Source organism: Desemzia sp. FAM 23988 (assembly GCF_045528365.1).
Taxonomy (GTDB): domain Bacteria; phylum Bacillota; class Bacilli; order Lactobacillales; family Carnobacteriaceae; genus Desemzia.
In genome coordinates, this window is record NZ_JBGQQS010000018.1 from 20,419 (window position 1) to 35,036 (window position 14,618).

Annotated in this window: 16 protein-coding genes, 2 pseudogenes and 1 riboswitch; of the genes and pseudogenes, 11 read left to right on the plus strand and 7 right to left on the minus strand. The window is 33.9% G+C overall.

The genetic code is table 11. From position 1 onward, the window contains the following. Positions 1-193 precede the first annotated feature (193 nt). From ACEN4L_RS09980 to ACEN4L_RS10005, 6 genes are all read left to right on the plus strand, one after another. Complete coding sequence (locus ACEN4L_RS09980) at positions 194-529, plus strand: hypothetical protein (protein WP_407097606.1); 336 nt, start codon at positions 194-196, stop codon at positions 527-529. A 29-nt stretch (positions 530-558) separates the two neighbouring features. Beyond that, on the plus strand, positions 559-1,833 hold the full coding sequence (locus ACEN4L_RS09985; RefSeq protein ID WP_407097607.1) for a Y-family DNA polymerase: 1,275 nt from the start codon (positions 559-561) through the stop codon (positions 1,831-1,833). A gap of 8 nt (positions 1,834-1,841) precedes the next feature. Beyond that, entirely contained in the window at positions 1,842-2,012 is a 171-nt protein-coding gene (locus ACEN4L_RS09990; RefSeq protein WP_407097608.1) for a hypothetical protein, read from the plus strand. 105 nt (positions 2,013-2,117) lie between these two features. Beyond that, a riboswitch (SAM riboswitch) is annotated at positions 2,118-2,221 on the plus strand. A 78-nt stretch (positions 2,222-2,299) separates the two neighbouring features. Beyond that, entirely contained in the window at positions 2,300-2,521 is a 222-nt protein-coding gene (locus tag ACEN4L_RS09995; RefSeq protein WP_230523995.1) for a hypothetical protein, read from the plus strand. Then, the gene (locus ACEN4L_RS10000; protein ID WP_407097571.1) at positions 2,514-3,419 is read left to right on the plus strand and encodes a hypothetical protein; all 906 of its coding nucleotides are present in this window, start codon (positions 2,514-2,516) and stop codon (positions 3,417-3,419) included. The genes ACEN4L_RS09995 and ACEN4L_RS10000 overlap by 8 nt, the downstream gene beginning before the upstream one ends. 608 nt (positions 3,420-4,027) lie before the next feature. Next, a complete protein-coding gene (locus tag ACEN4L_RS10005; protein WP_407097570.1) occupies positions 4,028-4,288 on the plus strand; it encodes a JAB domain-containing protein in 261 nt (86 codons plus the stop codon). 173 nt (positions 4,289-4,461) lie between these two features. On the opposite strand, the pseudogene ACEN4L_RS10010 reads toward ACEN4L_RS10005, so the two are convergent. Then, positions 4,462-4,648, minus strand: a pseudogene (locus ACEN4L_RS10010) (IS30 family transposase); the annotation flags it as partial. Positions 4,649-4,766: 118 nt separating this feature from the next. Here ACEN4L_RS10010 and ACEN4L_RS10015 point away from each other — a divergent pair. Further along, positions 4,767-5,411: a hypothetical protein gene (locus ACEN4L_RS10015; protein WP_407097569.1), complete on the plus strand. Its 645-nt coding sequence runs from the start codon at positions 4,767-4,769 to the stop codon at positions 5,409-5,411. A 246-nt stretch (positions 5,412-5,657) separates the two neighbouring features. Here the strand turns inward: ACEN4L_RS10015 and ACEN4L_RS10020 are convergent, their stop codons facing one another. After that, on the minus strand, positions 5,658-6,650 hold the full coding sequence (locus ACEN4L_RS10020) for an HNH endonuclease (protein ID WP_407097568.1): 993 nt from the start codon (positions 6,648-6,650) through the stop codon (positions 5,658-5,660). Between the two features lie 116 nt (positions 6,651-6,766). Here ACEN4L_RS10020 and ACEN4L_RS10025 point away from each other — a divergent pair, with 116 nt between their 5' ends. Next, the gene (locus tag ACEN4L_RS10025) at positions 6,767-7,846 is read left to right on the plus strand and encodes an IS30 family transposase (RefSeq protein WP_407097567.1); all 1,080 of its coding nucleotides are present in this window, start codon (positions 6,767-6,769) and stop codon (positions 7,844-7,846) included. 287 nt (positions 7,847-8,133) lie between these two features. Here ACEN4L_RS10025 and ACEN4L_RS10030 read toward each other — a convergent pair whose 3' ends face one another. Continuing rightward, the gene (locus ACEN4L_RS10030; RefSeq protein WP_407097566.1) at positions 8,134-8,511 is read right to left on the minus strand and encodes a hypothetical protein; all 378 of its coding nucleotides are present in this window, start codon (positions 8,509-8,511) and stop codon (positions 8,134-8,136) included. A gap of 265 nt (positions 8,512-8,776) precedes the next feature. Between ACEN4L_RS10030 and ACEN4L_RS10035 the strand changes: the two genes are divergently transcribed. After that, positions 8,777-9,379, plus strand: a complete 603-nt coding sequence (locus ACEN4L_RS10035) for a hypothetical protein (protein ID WP_407097565.1) — start codon at positions 8,777-8,779, stop codon at positions 9,377-9,379. Between the two features lie 451 nt (positions 9,380-9,830). Here the strand turns inward: ACEN4L_RS10035 and lacD are convergent. From lacD to ACEN4L_RS10055, 4 genes and pseudogenes are all read right to left on the minus strand, one after another. Next, positions 9,831-10,820: pseudogene (lacD, locus tag ACEN4L_RS10040) on the minus strand (tagatose-bisphosphate aldolase). A gap of 4 nt (positions 10,821-10,824) precedes the next feature. Beyond that, positions 10,825-11,352 (minus strand): galactose-6-phosphate isomerase subunit LacB, encoded by a 528-nt coding sequence (gene lacB, locus ACEN4L_RS10045; protein ID WP_087057218.1) that lies wholly within the window; start codon positions 11,350-11,352, stop codon positions 10,825-10,827. 14 nt (positions 11,353-11,366) lie between these two features. Next, positions 11,367-11,795, minus strand: coding sequence for a galactose-6-phosphate isomerase subunit LacA (lacA, locus tag ACEN4L_RS10050; RefSeq protein ID WP_087057217.1), 429 nt, complete (start codon positions 11,793-11,795; stop codon positions 11,367-11,369). 23 nt (positions 11,796-11,818) lie between these two features. Next, entirely contained in the window at positions 11,819-12,577 is a 759-nt protein-coding gene (locus tag ACEN4L_RS10055; protein WP_407097564.1) for a DeoR/GlpR family DNA-binding transcription regulator, read from the minus strand. Between the two features lie 224 nt (positions 12,578-12,801). Here ACEN4L_RS10055 and ACEN4L_RS10060 point away from each other — a divergent pair, with 224 nt between their 5' ends. Both ACEN4L_RS10060 and ACEN4L_RS10065 read left to right on the plus strand, forming a co-directional pair. Then, on the plus strand, positions 12,802-13,113 hold the full coding sequence (locus ACEN4L_RS10060) for a PTS lactose/cellobiose transporter subunit IIA (protein ID WP_029451375.1): 312 nt from the start codon (positions 12,802-12,804) through the stop codon (positions 13,111-13,113). 49 nt (positions 13,114-13,162) lie between these two features. Beyond that, a complete protein-coding gene (locus tag ACEN4L_RS10065; RefSeq protein ID WP_407097563.1) occupies positions 13,163-14,617 on the plus strand; it encodes a glycoside hydrolase family 1 protein in 1,455 nt (484 codons plus the stop codon). Position 14,618 lies beyond the last annotated feature (1 nt).

Consider the following 14,618-nt stretch of genomic DNA (forward strand, 5'->3'; position numbering starts at 1 on the left):
TTGGGTGTCACACATTATCGTATTGCTAAACGATGTATTTATGCAAACGCGAGTTCGTTATTTCTTTACATATCGAACACACGTTCGTATAATAGGGTTAAAAGAGAACAAGAAGGTGTTTAAATTGGAGAATAAATCGAAAGAGAAAAATAGACTAATCAATCCAAATACCACTGGTTATAGAGATAGGAAAATGGCTAAGTGGCAAGGTTTGATACTGTCGGAGCATAATGAATTCGTAAAAGAAGAAAAACGTAAGCATGGAAAAGAAATTATAAAAAAAGAGAAACAGCCTGTAGAAGTTATCTATCCCTTAATTGACTATTCTTATAGTCAAAAGGTAACGGTAGCCATTCAATTAGATTGCTTATTTAATGGTAGATATGAAGATGATCTAGTAGGCGTCGTTGCTGGTTATTATGAGAATTACGTTTATATTCAAACGATGGAATCAGGAATAGTAGTGTGTGAGTTAGATTTGATACGCAATGTGGAAGAATATGATTGGACTAAATGGTTTAGAGTATAAAATGAGGACTGAAATGAGGTGTATGAATCATGATCAAGATGGACTATACCTATCAACCAAGGCGCGATATTCTATGCATTGACGTTAAGTCTTTTTTTGCTTCAGTGGAATCAGTTAAGCGGAAAATACATCCTTTAGACTCCTATATAGTCGTCATGAGCAATCCCTATTTAGAAGGAGGGTTAGTTTTAGCTGCTTCGCCACGAGTCAAAAAAGAATACGGCATCCGGACCGGTTCAAGACGTTTTGAAATACCAAAAAACTCTAAAGTCCAAATTGTTGAGCCTCGTATGGCTTTATATATAAAAGTTAATCGGATGATTAACCAGATTTTTCAAGAGTTTGTAGCTGAAGAAGACATACATATTTATAGTATTGACGAAAGTTTTTTAGACGTGACCAAATCACACGCACTTTACGGATCAACAAAAGAAATAGCGCGAAAAATACAATTCACTATTTTTCAGCGGTTAAAACTAGTGACGGCGATTGGAATTGGTGATAATCCCTTACTAGCCAAGTTAGCGTTAGATAATGAAGCGAAAAAAAATAAGTCGCAAATAGCGGTTTGGCATTATGAAGATGTTTCAGAAAAGGTTTGGAACATTCACCCAATAACAGAAATGTGGGGAATTGGAAAAAATACAGCAAGTAATCTTTATCAATTAGGGATAGATTCTGTTTATAGACTCTCTCAGTATGATGCGAAAGCTTTGAAACGAATTCATGGTGTTATTGGAGAGCAGCTCTTTTATCACGCTCATGGGATAGATCATAGTATTATTTCTGAAAAATATATTCCAAAGGCTAAAGGATTTGGTAAAAGCCAAATCTTAAAAAGAGATTATATAAATCAATATGAAATTGAAGTAGTTATCAGAGAAATGGCTGATGAAGTTGCAGCACGGTTAAGAAAACATCATGCTGAGACAGGAGTGGTTCACCTATCTATAGGCTATTCTAGAGAGATACTAGATAAAGGATTTAGTCACCAAATGAAAATTTATCCCACCTCGTCAAATACTAAAATTATAGAATCCTGTTTGCAGATATTCAGAACCTATTATAAAAAACAACCAGTACGTCAAATAGGAATACGATGTGGGAAAATTGATTATAAAAAAGAATTGCAGTTGAATTTGTTTGAAGATGCTGAAAAAACGATTCTTGCAGAAGATTTAGAGCTAGTTGTAGATAGAATTAGAGAAAAATACGGTTTTAGCTCTATAGTCCATGCAAGTAGCCTAACTAAAGGAGGGACAGCTATCCAGCGAAGTGGACTTGTTGGTGGTCATAAAGGATAGCAAAAGATATGGAAAAATTACACGAAGTGATACAAAATTATGAAGAAAACAGGATACCTTTAGAGGAACTACAGGAATTTATGTGGGGTCTATCGGAGAGTATATTAGAAACTATACCTGAAGATAGATTAATCTATTATTTATCTTTGAGTTACAAAATAGCTGTACAAGGTAAATAAGCTAACCACGAAATTTAATAGGAAATCTGTAACTACGAGTTTAGCGACCATAGTATTGACATTTTAAAGAAATTTTGCTATTTTATATTGACAATAGAATAGCAAAACTTATTAAGAGAAAGTGGAGGGAATTGGCCCGATGATGCTTCAGCAACCGACCTTAAGGGAACGGTGCTAAATCCAACAAGTGTAAACTTGAAAAATAAGTAAAACATTCAGGCGAACACTTCTTAATTACTAAGTGGCGCTTTTTTTATTGCAAAATAATAAAAGGAGATGTTGTTGTAATGGAAGTAAGTGCAGTTGAAGTTAAAGAGTATTTTGAGGATCTTAAAAAAGTCGTATTGGATCGACAATCCTATTGGGAGGAAATTGATCCAAGGCCACATGCTGTAGGTGTTTTAATCCGTAGGAAAAGATTGTCTTGGTACGAAGAAATTCTTCCTAAAATTGAAGAAACTATTGAAATGTTAGAAGATATTAAGGATAAAAGAAATTATATTGAATAAAACCGAAGAGAAACTAGTGTACTTGTTTACAACAGTTTCTCTTTTTTATTTGTCTAGCTTAATTTTACAATTGGCGTTAAATAAATATGGACCAAGCAAAGATGATTATTTTAGAGAAAAATCCTACAAAAAATTCTTAAGAAAGCAAATCAAATCAATTGCGCCAGGAAATTATAAAAGAACTTCTGAAGGTTTATATTGTCATCATATCGCTGAAAATAAACATCTAAATTTATCTAACAAGGAGTATATTTCTAATAATAAATACCCATTTGAATTACAAAAGAAAGAGCAATTAGTTTATTGTGATCTATTCGAACACTTAATTTTGCATGCTTTAATTGCAAAAGACACAGATGGGGAATTTGGTATTCCAGGTTATGATACATACTTATATCCAATGATTTTAGAATGGTATATAGGTGGAATAAAACCTCAAAAAAGAGAATGGCTGAAGAAATGCTATGAGCGTGCTTTTTTAACACCTAGTGAAACTAGAAGTTTACTTATCAATATCAATTTGTTTCTGCCTGAAAAGTTTCAAAATAGTGGAGAAATAGTATATATTTCACCTGAAGAAAGGCAACAACAATATCTGGAAAATAAGGTGAAAAGAGAAAAAGAGTATGAAAAAGAAGCAGTAGAATGGAGAAAAAGACAGGAATTAAGAGAAAGACAAGAAAAAGAACAACGAATTAAAGAATTTTACCATATCTATCCAAATTTCAAAAAAAGGAATATCAGTTTTGATATTCCTAGAAATAAAGTGATATCTATGTTGTATGATTTAAAATATAGTGATAGTTATAAAAGTAAAAAAGAATTTGATTTAGCAATGAAACCTTTTTTAAAAGACACACTTTTAGAAGAGTTATACTTATTTATTTTCCCCAAATAAGTTCCCAGATATCCATACAAATAATAGAACGTTTAACCTTGATAAGATTTACGTCTATCTGGAAAAAATTTGATTATTAAACAAGATATTTTAGTTTCAAATAGGAATATAAAATAGAGAAGGCAGAGAATTTCAGACAAACTGAAATTCTCTGCTTTTTTTATTTTTATGGAAGTAAAGAAAACGATTCTAAGGTAATTTCAAATTATAAGCAAGATAACCATATAACCATATGTGAAAAGACCCTAAAATAATCTTTTTACATTAGCGTACATACATTATTTGATCATTTACATTCAAGCAGTTGAATTATTTGTGTGCAACTTCATGTTTGATAAATTTTAATTGTCATCTGCACAAACTTATATGATCAAAAGGATAAAAATCTTGTCCTTAAATAAAATAATTAGGGATAAAAAAACAGAATTCGAAATTAAGAACGTATATTTACATAATGAATTAGTTAGTTAGATCCAAAGTACTCTTCAGCAAAAGAGAAATATGTTGATAATTGAACTGAGGGGTGCAATAAACTGAACGTACAAAATAAAATTATTGAAATTACTAAGGTAAAACAAGTAGCAATTGAAAAACCAGTTGAATACCAAGTGAAAATAACTTCAACTTATTTGGCTTCTCAAATTGGAATAATTGAAATAGGAGACGAGGCTCATGAAGTGGTACTATTAGTTGTTTTAGATTCTCAGAATGGAATAAATGCGATACACCGTGTCTTTCAAGGTAGACTAAATTCCAATATTGCCCATCCCAGTGGAAATTTAGAACCTTCACAAGCTGATTTGTATTTTACGGAAAGAGTAGTAGAGGCAGGGAGCATATTAGGAATTGAAGTTTTGGACATATCATAGTTAGTGATAGACATTGGTTTTCTTTTAAAGATTTTGGTTTTTTCTAAATTAAATATAAGAACAATTACTTGAAGAAGGATTTGAGAAACCGAAAGGGTTATTTTTATAATAGGGAAAAAACTGAATAGCAGGTAATAAATAAGACAATTACATTTTATTGCTCTTAATATATTTTTCTTATTTTCTTTGCATTGTTGGTAGTATTTAAGATCCTATGGCCTTATTTAATAAGTTAATGGCGTTATAAACCGGTGTTCGAGATCGTTTCAGGTACTCAGTAATTTTCAAGATTTTGATGTTTTGATGGTAGTAAGACTCTATCATCACCAGTTCATCCGTGGTAATATGTGTGTAGGTCATTCGTGACGGCGCCTATGTTTTCTCTAGTTGGAATTACATTTTGAATGTATCACAAATAGCTTGTTTATTTGTCTAGACTAATTTTACAATCGGCGATATAAGAAACAGGAGGGATTACATGAAAAAGATATTATTTCTTTCTTTAATATTTTTTTTATATGGTTGTAGTAATACAGAATCTACTAGTAATGAAAAGGTCAATGAAACTCAAGTATCTACTGAGCATAGTAGTGATAAATCATCTGATTCTTTAGAAACTAGTATTGATTCAGGCGGAGTTGATGGTAAGCAGTCTTTAAATATAGGAGTAGGTGGATTTGATCCAAGTAGACCTTATGAAACAGCAGAGTTTATAAAAGAATTCTTTTATATAGAAGATGAGATTGTCTCTGACAATAGCCGAGATGATGTATCAGAGACACTTTCTATAGGTGACCATAAGAAGGTGTTAGTAGATAATGATGGGTACATATACCTTGTAGCACTGAGTAATTTATATAAAAGTGAAGTCGAGCAAGTATTTGAAGAATTAAATATCACGGATTTAAGCGGTTATTCAGATCCATTAAATGCTGATACTACTAATATTGCAGAGAACATGACTTCTTATTCTCGCACTATATTATGGGATAATGTAGCTGTTGGATTACAATTGCATACCAATATTGATTTAGAAAGCGGCATAGATAAGCCCTATTCTATGATAATCGCTTTTGATGAAGATCTTATTAATTTAATTCAAGAACAAGATGGATACTTTTAAGGTGTATAATCAAAGTAGGTAGTAAAAAGAACAGAGAATGAATTAAAGATGTGGTCTTTAATTATATACATGTTATACAGAGGTTCGAAAGAAACATAAAGTAGTAAAAGCAGAGTATTTCATTTTTTTCTGAAAAATTCTGCTTTTTTTGTTTTTTTGAACATAAAGAGAACGATTCTAAGGTTATTTCAAACTCTAAGCAAGGCAAAACCATGTGTGAAAAGAACTTAAAATAGTTTTTTTACATTAGCTTCGTTCAGAGACTTTTTTTAATAATTTCTCTTTGTCTTTAATATCTTCGAGTTCATGAATACGAGCATGGCAATTTGGACATACAGCGATACAATTTTCAATGGTGTCTAATCCACCGTTTGAAAGGTATTCTATATGATGTGAATGTAAAAAGGGCTTACCTTCTTTTTCAAAGGGGGCTACTTGCTCACACAACTGGCAGATACCTTTTGCAATATCCTTAACATATGTAGCGATAAAAGGATCTCTTATAAACTCTTTCTTTTTCGTGTAACGATATCCTCGAGTAGTCTTGTCTTTACTTATGCGTTTTTCATATAGATCTTTGTTTGTATCGCTAATTAGTTTTGCCTTTTCAGCTATTTCTTTAGGAGTTAATACTTTAATCTTTTTTTCTTTTTCGCGTTCTGATTTTTCAATAGTGTCTTTGCTAATACTGAAGTTACTGGCTAATTTTTTAAGAGGAAATTTGTATACTAGTCGCAAATTGCCTTTACTATCTTTCTCTTGAATAGTATAAGGATCGTCAGTTAAAACTACTTGACCTAAATAAGTATGTATAGTCGGTTGGTGTGTTTCGAACAAGAAAACTTTTACACGATTTTTATTCGAATTGGCCAGAATTTTATTTTGTGTTTTTTCAAGTGTTTGATCGCCTTTTAATCCCATACCAGTATAGTGTAAGATATCGTCGATCCACATGTCTTCATATACTGAATTTCCTGAGTGATCTGAAAAGAGTACTAAAGAGTTACTAGTATGAGATCTACGCATACCTCCTTGCGTTGAACACTTGAAAGCTTCAGCGATTTCTTTGTTGTTGTATTCTTCACCGATAATTAGTTGTTCGATATCTGACTGGTTTTGACTATTTCGCCATGAAATTACTTTTTGTAAATTAAAAGAGGCATTTTTATCATCTTCACTAGGCATACCTCCACGTAAAAGTTTGGAAAAAGTAGCTTGAGATATATCGATTGTTTCCATAAGTTCTTTTGGTGGATTATATAATGAAGTTAGCCACCGCTAACTAAAAAACGCCATGTGAATTTCATGTTATATTGAAGTTACCACTAACTCTCAATAGACAAGGATGAATTCACATGACGCAAACTAAGAATAACATAGATTCACGTAAGGGAAAACACCTTTCTTATGCGGAACGCTGCCAAATAGAGGTTCTAAAAAAAGAAGGCTATTCAAACCGACAGATTTCTGGAGTTATTGAGCGAGCTCCACAAACCATCCATAATGAAATCAAAAGAGGGACAGTTACACAATTAAAACGCCAAAATCAAAATGGCAAAGTGTATGACTATTATGACTCTGTTTATAGCGCTGACGCAGGACAATCTCACTACGATAAAGAGCGTCTGAACTCTGGTAGACGGCCCAAATGGGCCGATACAGATGCTTTTACTAACTGGGCTGATGACAAGATGATCCATGAAAAGTGGTCCCCAGATGTTGTAATTGGTTTTGCCTTAAATCAGGGATTGTTCAATCCTTCAATCATTCCTTGCACCACCACTCTTTATCAGTGGATTGATCGAGGCATCATGAAAACAACGAACTTAGACTTGCTCGAAAAGCTGTCTCGCAAAATAAAAAAACAGAATCATAAATCGAATCTTAACAAGCGCATATTAGGAAAATCCATAGACGAGCGTCCAGAAATCATCGGAACTCGAGAAACATTCGGCCATTGGGAAATCGATACTGTTGTAGGAAACAAGGTGAAATCAGATGCCGTTTTACTGATGTTAGCCGAAAGGCAAACACGTTTTGAAGTCATCTTAAAATTGAATGGAAAAGACGCTCATTCAGTTGACCAGGCAGTTCATGTATTGCGAGAGCGTGCTGGTGAACACTTTAGCTGCCTGTTTAAAACGGTAACCTCCGACAATGGATCTGAATTCACAGGACTGCACGAAGCCTTGCAAGATGTAGTGGATGTCTATTTTAGTCATCCTTATACTTCATGGGAACGCGGGACAAGCGAGAACCAGCATAAATTGATTCGCCGTTTCCTTCCCAAAGGGAAGCCGATGACTGATGTGAACGAAGCTCAATGCTTACGAATTCAACAATGGATGAATGACTATCCTAGAAGAATCTTAGATTATCAAACACCACATGACTGTTTCGTGAAAGCATTCCAACAAGAACGTATGGCCACTTGATTCGTGAATTTTTAACAAACAGGACTCATTACAGTTCGATAGCTAGATATTAAAACGTAAAACAGAGTAACTACAAGTGGCTAACTTAAACTTGAAATTTACGTTTATTATTAATTTGCATTATGTAAACAATATTTAATAGAGCATTTTAAAGAAAAAATAACAAAAAAGACACAAGTATAATCATCTAATTATATAGGGTATCCCAAAATAGGTATATAAATTATTTAATTCCTAACATTTTATGTATGTCGATTATAAGTGTCTGATAAATAATAAAAGTATTTTTATTTTTTGGTACATTTGACTCTAACTGTTCTATCAGCGCTAACTTCAAAATCAACGTCGTAATCTTTATAAAGGGCAAATAAAAGTAAAATGCCTCCTATAGACATAGCCACGTATACTACTTGAGCCCCTCCTACTGTCGTAGTGGCAGCTGTTGCCACTGCTCCTGTTGCTCCTAGTGATAAACCGCCTGTAAATGGCGTTGCTGCTGCTCCTACCCCAAAAGCTATAGTTAGGCCAATTGCTGCTTTTTCGCTTAAGTTAGATATTTTTCTTGTTTTGTATAACTTTTGTGCTAGCTCTCCTATAACTATAAATTCTTCTTGCTTTTCTTTTTTAGCTTTCTTTAACTGTTCTTTAGTCTCAACAATTAACATATGTACGCCTCCTTAAAAACACGTTTTTTTAATTATACTATAGTTTATAAATTGAAAGTTTAATAAAAATATATTTATTTATTTTCTGTATTTATTCAATTATTTGCTCAGCTTAAATATGGTTATCATCTGTCATTGTATAAAGTTTATTTACTTATTTTCACACAAACATTTATTTTATAGCCCATATTTTTAGTAACAATAATTGAGTCGGAACCATAACTCAAGAGTTTTTGACCATCAAGCACAAACAAACGGGCAACCGATGAATGACAAAGCAAATGGTCGGTCTTTTTTTAATAGGCAAGAGCAGCTGGAAGATAAGGCTAGAACTCTTCTTCGTGAAATAGAAGCACAAGAGGGACGGATCTCGACGTTGGAATACCAAAAGGAACGCAAAGCACTCGGACTAAATAAGCAAGGCGGTCTGATCATGAGCGTTGATAACATTCCAATGATCAAAACAGAAATCGAACAAGCCAAGCAAAGGAGAACAATTATGAAAAAAATATTCACAGGACTTTTCATCTTGCTATTCTCTTTTGCTTTAGCAGGTTGCAGTCAGTCTATACAAGATGAACTTCAAGAAAACAATTGGAATGTTGTTTCAACAAATGGAGAAGCTTATACAGCTAGTTTCAGCGAAAGTACGGTTACTTTTAATTCAAACTTATTTCAACGAGGTTTTAATTATTCAATAGATGAAGAAGAAGATAACATAACCCTAAATGAACCTGATACAGATGATGAACCAATTACTTTTTCTATTAATAAAAATGAAAGTGAATTTACATTTACAGCTATTTTAGAAGAAGTAAAAGAAACTTTTGGTGATTTAACATTATCGCCCATTGTGACAAATAAATAGATAAAAAATAGCTAAATAAATATAAATAAGATTGCTTAGAAAAGAGGAGTGCGGATGGGATTTTAAGAAATATTTAAAGTGTTAGCTGAATCAACAAGGCGACGGATTTTGGATTGTTAAAGTCAGGACACTTGACAGGTGGGGAGATTGGCGCTCATTGTGATGTTGTTGGAGAAGCCAAGTATTTGGAGGTCGCTGGTTCATTTTTTAGTCCTAGTTATAATCTAGTCACGATTTTTCTTGCTGAAAGTCTAAAGGTCACCGATTCAAAATCAGGGGCTTATAAAAAATGAACCGCACTACTCTAATATTTTATCCATAAGTATTTATTTTTCAAATCTAAAAAAGAGAATACAGATTGACTGTATCCTCTAGATATTATTATCAACCCAATTGACAAAGAACCGTAAAAAAGACACTCAATGAATTGAGTGGCCTTTATAATAAATATTTATTCTACTTCTATAATATCGTGCCAAGAAGTTGCTGTGCGGACAATGACTTTATTTAATTTAGTGATGTTTTCTTTACCTTCGGTACGTAACCATTCTTTAGCGGCATCTTCACCTTCTGTAGCAAACGGTTCAACCACACCTTTCCAAGTTGCGCGTCCACATAACACACCGTTAAATGTCGAACCGGCTTCTTGAGCAAATTCTAAGGTCCTCATAAATAACTCAGCACTTACCCCTGCACTTAAGAAAATAAAAGGCAAGTGAGTGGCTTCGTCTTGCTCTTTAAAGTATTTAGCCGCTTCTTCTTTAGTGTGAACAACTTCACCTTCTGAGTAACCTCCAACAAAGTTCATGTTTACGGGTGTTTCCACCTTTAAAACGTCCACATTGTATTGTGGTTTAGAGAATTCAATTATCGCTTCATTCACTTTGTGCGGTTTAACTTTTGCATATTATGCGGATTTCGTATCTTCCATGTTAGCATCATACGTTAAGATTTCTAAGAAATGAGGAACATCTTTGCCCACACATTCACTCCCTACACGTTCAACAAAGGCTTTCTTCTTGTCATTAATTTCATCGCTCTCATCAACGTCGTAGTATAATAGTAGCTTTACACCGTCTGATCCTTCTTCGACTATACGAGCAACTGATAAATCTTCAATTAAACGGGGTTGGCGTCCCGGTTGATCCGGATCGAAACCTGTTTGTTCATAGGCTAAAAGCAAACCTGCCTTTTCATGGCGTACTTTTGCACCAGGTAAACCATATTCTGGGTCTAATAAAATGGATGAAGCGTAGGGTGTTAATTCTTCAGATACACCTTTTTTTAAGGCTTGAATATCTTCAGTAGTTGCTTCAATACCTAAATCATCAAACATTCTGTTCATTGCACCACGTTGATCAATGGCTAATGCATAAAATTTTCCGTCTGTTGAAGATAAGCGGTCTAATGCATCTTTTTTATTATGAGTTAGTTGTAACATTTTTCTACTCCTCGTCATTATAAAATCCTTGGTCCCATTTTTCTAAGTATTCATCAAATTGTTCGTCTGTGTTTTCTTTAGTGGAAGTAATTCCTTCATCTAATTGATTAATTTTTTCAATGAGTTTTTCGTTTTCAGGAGTGGGTTGGTATTCTTCGTGAATAAAAGCATCAACCGTTTCACGAATGAGGTGTTCGCCCGTAATTTTACCGCCGAAACCAATCACGTTTGCATCTAATTCACGGCGAGCGTATAAAGCCGTTGTCATATCGCGCACATGAGCCACTCGAACGCCTGGTACTTTGTTTGCAGCGTTAGAAATTCCGACACCTGTTCCACAAATCACTACGCCATAATCTGCTTCACCTGAAGCAACGAGTTCGCCAACTTTTTTACCATAGATAGGATAGTGTGTACGGACAAAACCGTAAGTTCCAACATCCATAACTTCATGACCTAATTCTCTAAAATGATCCGCTACAGCAATTTTCAAATCTGTAACAATGTGATCACAACCAATTGCAATTTTCATCTTTTAAATCCTCCCTAGCACATAGCGTTGAGCATATCGACACGGATTTGGTGACGTCCACCGTCATAATCCGCAGTCACAAATGCTTTAGCAGTAGTTTTCGCAAGTTCCGTTCCAACAATTTGACTACCTAATGTAATAATACGAGCATTGTTATGTCTTCTAGTCATGTAAGCAGACCATTCATCTGAAACTTCAGCAGCTACGATTCCTTTATATTTGTTAGCGGCCATGAAGCTTCCCGCACCATAGGCATCTATGGCGATTCCTAATCCTTCTTCATCTTTTTTTAATTTTTGGACAATTAGATTAGCAGATTCGACAAAGTCTTCTGCAGGAGACTCTGTTAGATCGATGACTTGGAAATCTTCTTCTACTAAGTAGGCTTCAAGAATCTCTTTTAATTCTTGGCCATCCTTATCAGCAGATAAATATAAGTTCATATTTTTTCCTCCATTTTTCGTTTTTAATTAATTATTTGTACCCACTTGGAATATTTGTCTTTCGTCTCTTGAGGCACTTTACTATCTGTAATTAAATAATCGATATCTCTTAAGTCGTAAAATTGATAAAAATCCACTTTGTCGAATTTTTCAAAGTCTGCAATGACATATTTTTTACGAGAGTTCTTTAAAATGGAACGCTGGATAACACCCTCATCTTCATTTGCATTGTATAGAGAATACTCATTTAAAGCATTAACCCCTATAAATGATTTTTCTACATTAATAGTAGAAATAAAATCATTTGCTATTGTGCCGGTGAATGAGCCTGTTTTAGAGCGATAGGTTCCACCCGTTAATATCAATTCGTATCTTTCATCGTATTTGAACTTGTCAAAGACGTATATTGAATTTGTAATAATTTTCGCATGATTTAAATCCAGATAATCATAAACCAATTCAATTGTAGAACCCGATCCTAGAAATACTGTTTCGTTATCATGGATATTTGAGGCGATCAATTGAGCGATTTCATTCTTTTCATCCGGATTAATTTCTCTTTTTGTTTGATGACTCAACTCTAGAAATGGTAAAGTTTGATTTTCAGTTTTACGAGCCCCTCCGTGTGTCCTTATAAGAAGGTTCTCGTCCTCTAGTTCTTGTAAATCTCTTCGAATAGTCATATCTGTTACGTTGAGTGTTTCGACTAAATCGGAAACTTTCACGGCATTTTTTTCATCTAATAGTTGCAAAATCATTCTGTGACGACGCTCTTTAATCATTCCTGTACCTCCAATCGACTTTACAGTGATAAACAAACAATTAAATGTTTGAATCGAGCATAAGCTGTTTGAGGTTATAATACAAATATGAGGCAAGGATGTCAACTGTTTAAAGTAATTATGTTAAATAGATGTTTAGCCTTGACAAACATATGAAAACGGTTTATATTGTTTGTAACGAACATTAAACAAACAAAACGAATAGATGTGGGGAGATGTATATAATGGACAAAGAACAAGTAGCAAGGATTGGTTTTGAAATTGTCGCGTATTCAGGAGAAGCAAGATCAAATTTCATAGAAGCAATTCAAAAAGTTAAAAATGGAGAAAGTAAAGAAGAAGTCAAACAATTAATTGAAGAAGGAAATGCTAGTCTAAACTTAGCCCATAATAGCCAAACTCAATTGTTAGCAAAAGAAGCAGGCGGAGAAGAAGTTGAATTGGGATTCATCTTTGTACACGGTCAAGATCATTTAATGACGACAATTTTGTTAAAAGATATCTTAGAGTTTTTAATGGATATCTATAAACCTTAAATAATCCATAGTTTTTCTAATAACATTTTAAAATAAAGGAGAATGTAAAATGGTTGAACGGAATAATTTTCCGGATGGTTTTCTTTTTGGAAGTGCGGCAGCAGCATATCATTTTGAAGGAGCATGGGATAGAGATGGTAAAGGACCGGCAGTTGCTGATGTAGTGCCTAATGGTACAAGACAAGGGCGTACAAAGCATCCGGAACCAGGAAATTTGAAGCATCGAGCAATAGAGTTTTATGACAGATATAAAGAAGATGTTGCTCTTTTTGCAGAGTTAGGATTGAAGGCATTTCGTACATCGATTGCATGGACTAGAATCTATCCAAATGGAATTGAAGAAGAGCCGAACGAAGCAGGTTTGCAATTTTATGATGATTTATTCGATGAATTATTATCTTACGGAATTGAGCCAATCGTAACAATTACTCATTCTGGAGAAATACCTCTCTATTTAGCGGATCATTACAATGGCTTTGCGAATAAAAAGGTCATTGAATACTACAAAAAATATGTTCGTACGATTATTGAGAGGTATCACCATAAAGTTAAATATTGGTTGACCTTTAATGAGGTGAATATATCTGATGAGATGCCTCTTTTCTCAGCAGGAGTAACTCAAGATCCGAGTACAATGGATGAATCGCTTCATTTCCAGGTATTTCATAATAGATTTGTAGCGAATTCAGAAGCAATTAAGATTGCTAAAGAAATTAATCCTGAATTGCAGTTAGGTTGTACGACAACGATTGGACCGATTTATCCATTAACGCCTAAACCTGAAGATGCTCTACAAGCCTTTTTCGAGACGCGTGAGATGTTATTCTTTACGGATGTTCATGCTTTTGGAGAATATCCTGACTATAAAATTAAAGAAGTAAAAGAAAAGAATTTACAATTAGATATTACAAAAGAAGAGCTACAACTCATTAAAGATCACACAGTAGACTTTGTAGCTTATAGCTATTACAACAGTGGAGTAGCTAGACACGATTATGAAGATATTTCAGATAAAGACGTTAATGTTATCAGTGGTTTACGAAATCCAGAACTTGAAGAAAACGAATGGGGATGGAAAATTGATCCGATTGGATTAAGACATATTCTAAATATCGTTCACGATCGTTATCACTTACCACAAATGATTGTTGAAAATGGTTTTTCTAAGATTGAGGAACCAGAAGAAGATGAAAATGGAGAGTTAACGGTTATTGACGATTATAGAATCGACAGTTTACGTGACTATCTATTAGAGCTAAACAAAGCAATCGGTGATGGTGTAGAAGTTATTGCGTATACAAATTGGGCTGTAATGGATTTTGTTAGCGGTTCAACAGGTAAAATGGAAAAACGTTGGGGCTTTATCTTTGTTGATTATTATGATGATATGACAGGAACGATGAAAAGATATAAAAAGAAGAGTTTTGACTGGTACCATAAAGTGATTGAATCGAATGGAGATTATCTATTTAATAAAGAAGTCATTCATAGCGAGGATGAGTAAT

Bases quoted from the DNA above. Each gene is read 5' to 3' on its own strand.
- ACEN4L_RS09980 (WP_407097606.1), top strand. From the start codon at position 194: ATGGCTAAGTGGCAAGGTTTGATACTGTCGGAGCATAATGAATTCGTA.
- ACEN4L_RS09985 (WP_407097607.1), top strand. From the start codon at position 559: ATGATCAAGATGGACTATACCTATCAACCAAGGCGCGATATTCTATGC.
- ACEN4L_RS09990 (WP_407097608.1), top strand. From the start codon at position 1,842: ATGGAAAAATTACACGAAGTGATACAAAATTATGAAGAAAACAGGATA.
- ACEN4L_RS09995 (WP_230523995.1), top strand. From the start codon at position 2,300: ATGGAAGTAAGTGCAGTTGAAGTTAAAGAGTATTTTGAGGATCTTAAA.
- ACEN4L_RS10015 (WP_407097569.1), top strand. From the start codon at position 4,767: ATGAAAAAGATATTATTTCTTTCTTTAATATTTTTTTTATATGGTTGT.
- ACEN4L_RS10020 (WP_407097568.1), bottom strand. From the start codon at position 6,650: ATGGAAACAATCGATATATCTCAAGCTACTTTTTCCAAACTTTTACGT.
- ACEN4L_RS10025 (WP_407097567.1), top strand. From the start codon at position 6,767: ATGACGCAAACTAAGAATAACATAGATTCACGTAAGGGAAAACACCTT.
- ACEN4L_RS10030 (WP_407097566.1), bottom strand. From the start codon at position 8,511: ATGTTAATTGTTGAGACTAAAGAACAGTTAAAGAAAGCTAAAAAAGAA.
- ACEN4L_RS10035 (WP_407097565.1), top strand. From the start codon at position 8,777: ATGAATGACAAAGCAAATGGTCGGTCTTTTTTTAATAGGCAAGAGCAG.
- lacB (WP_087057218.1), bottom strand. From the start codon at position 11,352: ATGAAAATTGCAATTGGTTGTGATCACATTGTTACAGATTTGAAAATT.
- lacA (WP_087057217.1), bottom strand. From the start codon at position 11,795: ATGAACTTATATTTATCTGCTGATAAGGATGGCCAAGAATTAAAAGAG.
- ACEN4L_RS10055 (WP_407097564.1), bottom strand. From the start codon at position 12,577: ATGATTAAAGAGCGTCGTCACAGAATGATTTTGCAACTATTAGATGAA.
- ACEN4L_RS10060 (WP_029451375.1), top strand. From the start codon at position 12,802: ATGGACAAAGAACAAGTAGCAAGGATTGGTTTTGAAATTGTCGCGTAT.
- ACEN4L_RS10065 (WP_407097563.1), top strand. From the start codon at position 13,163: ATGGTTGAACGGAATAATTTTCCGGATGGTTTTCTTTTTGGAAGTGCG.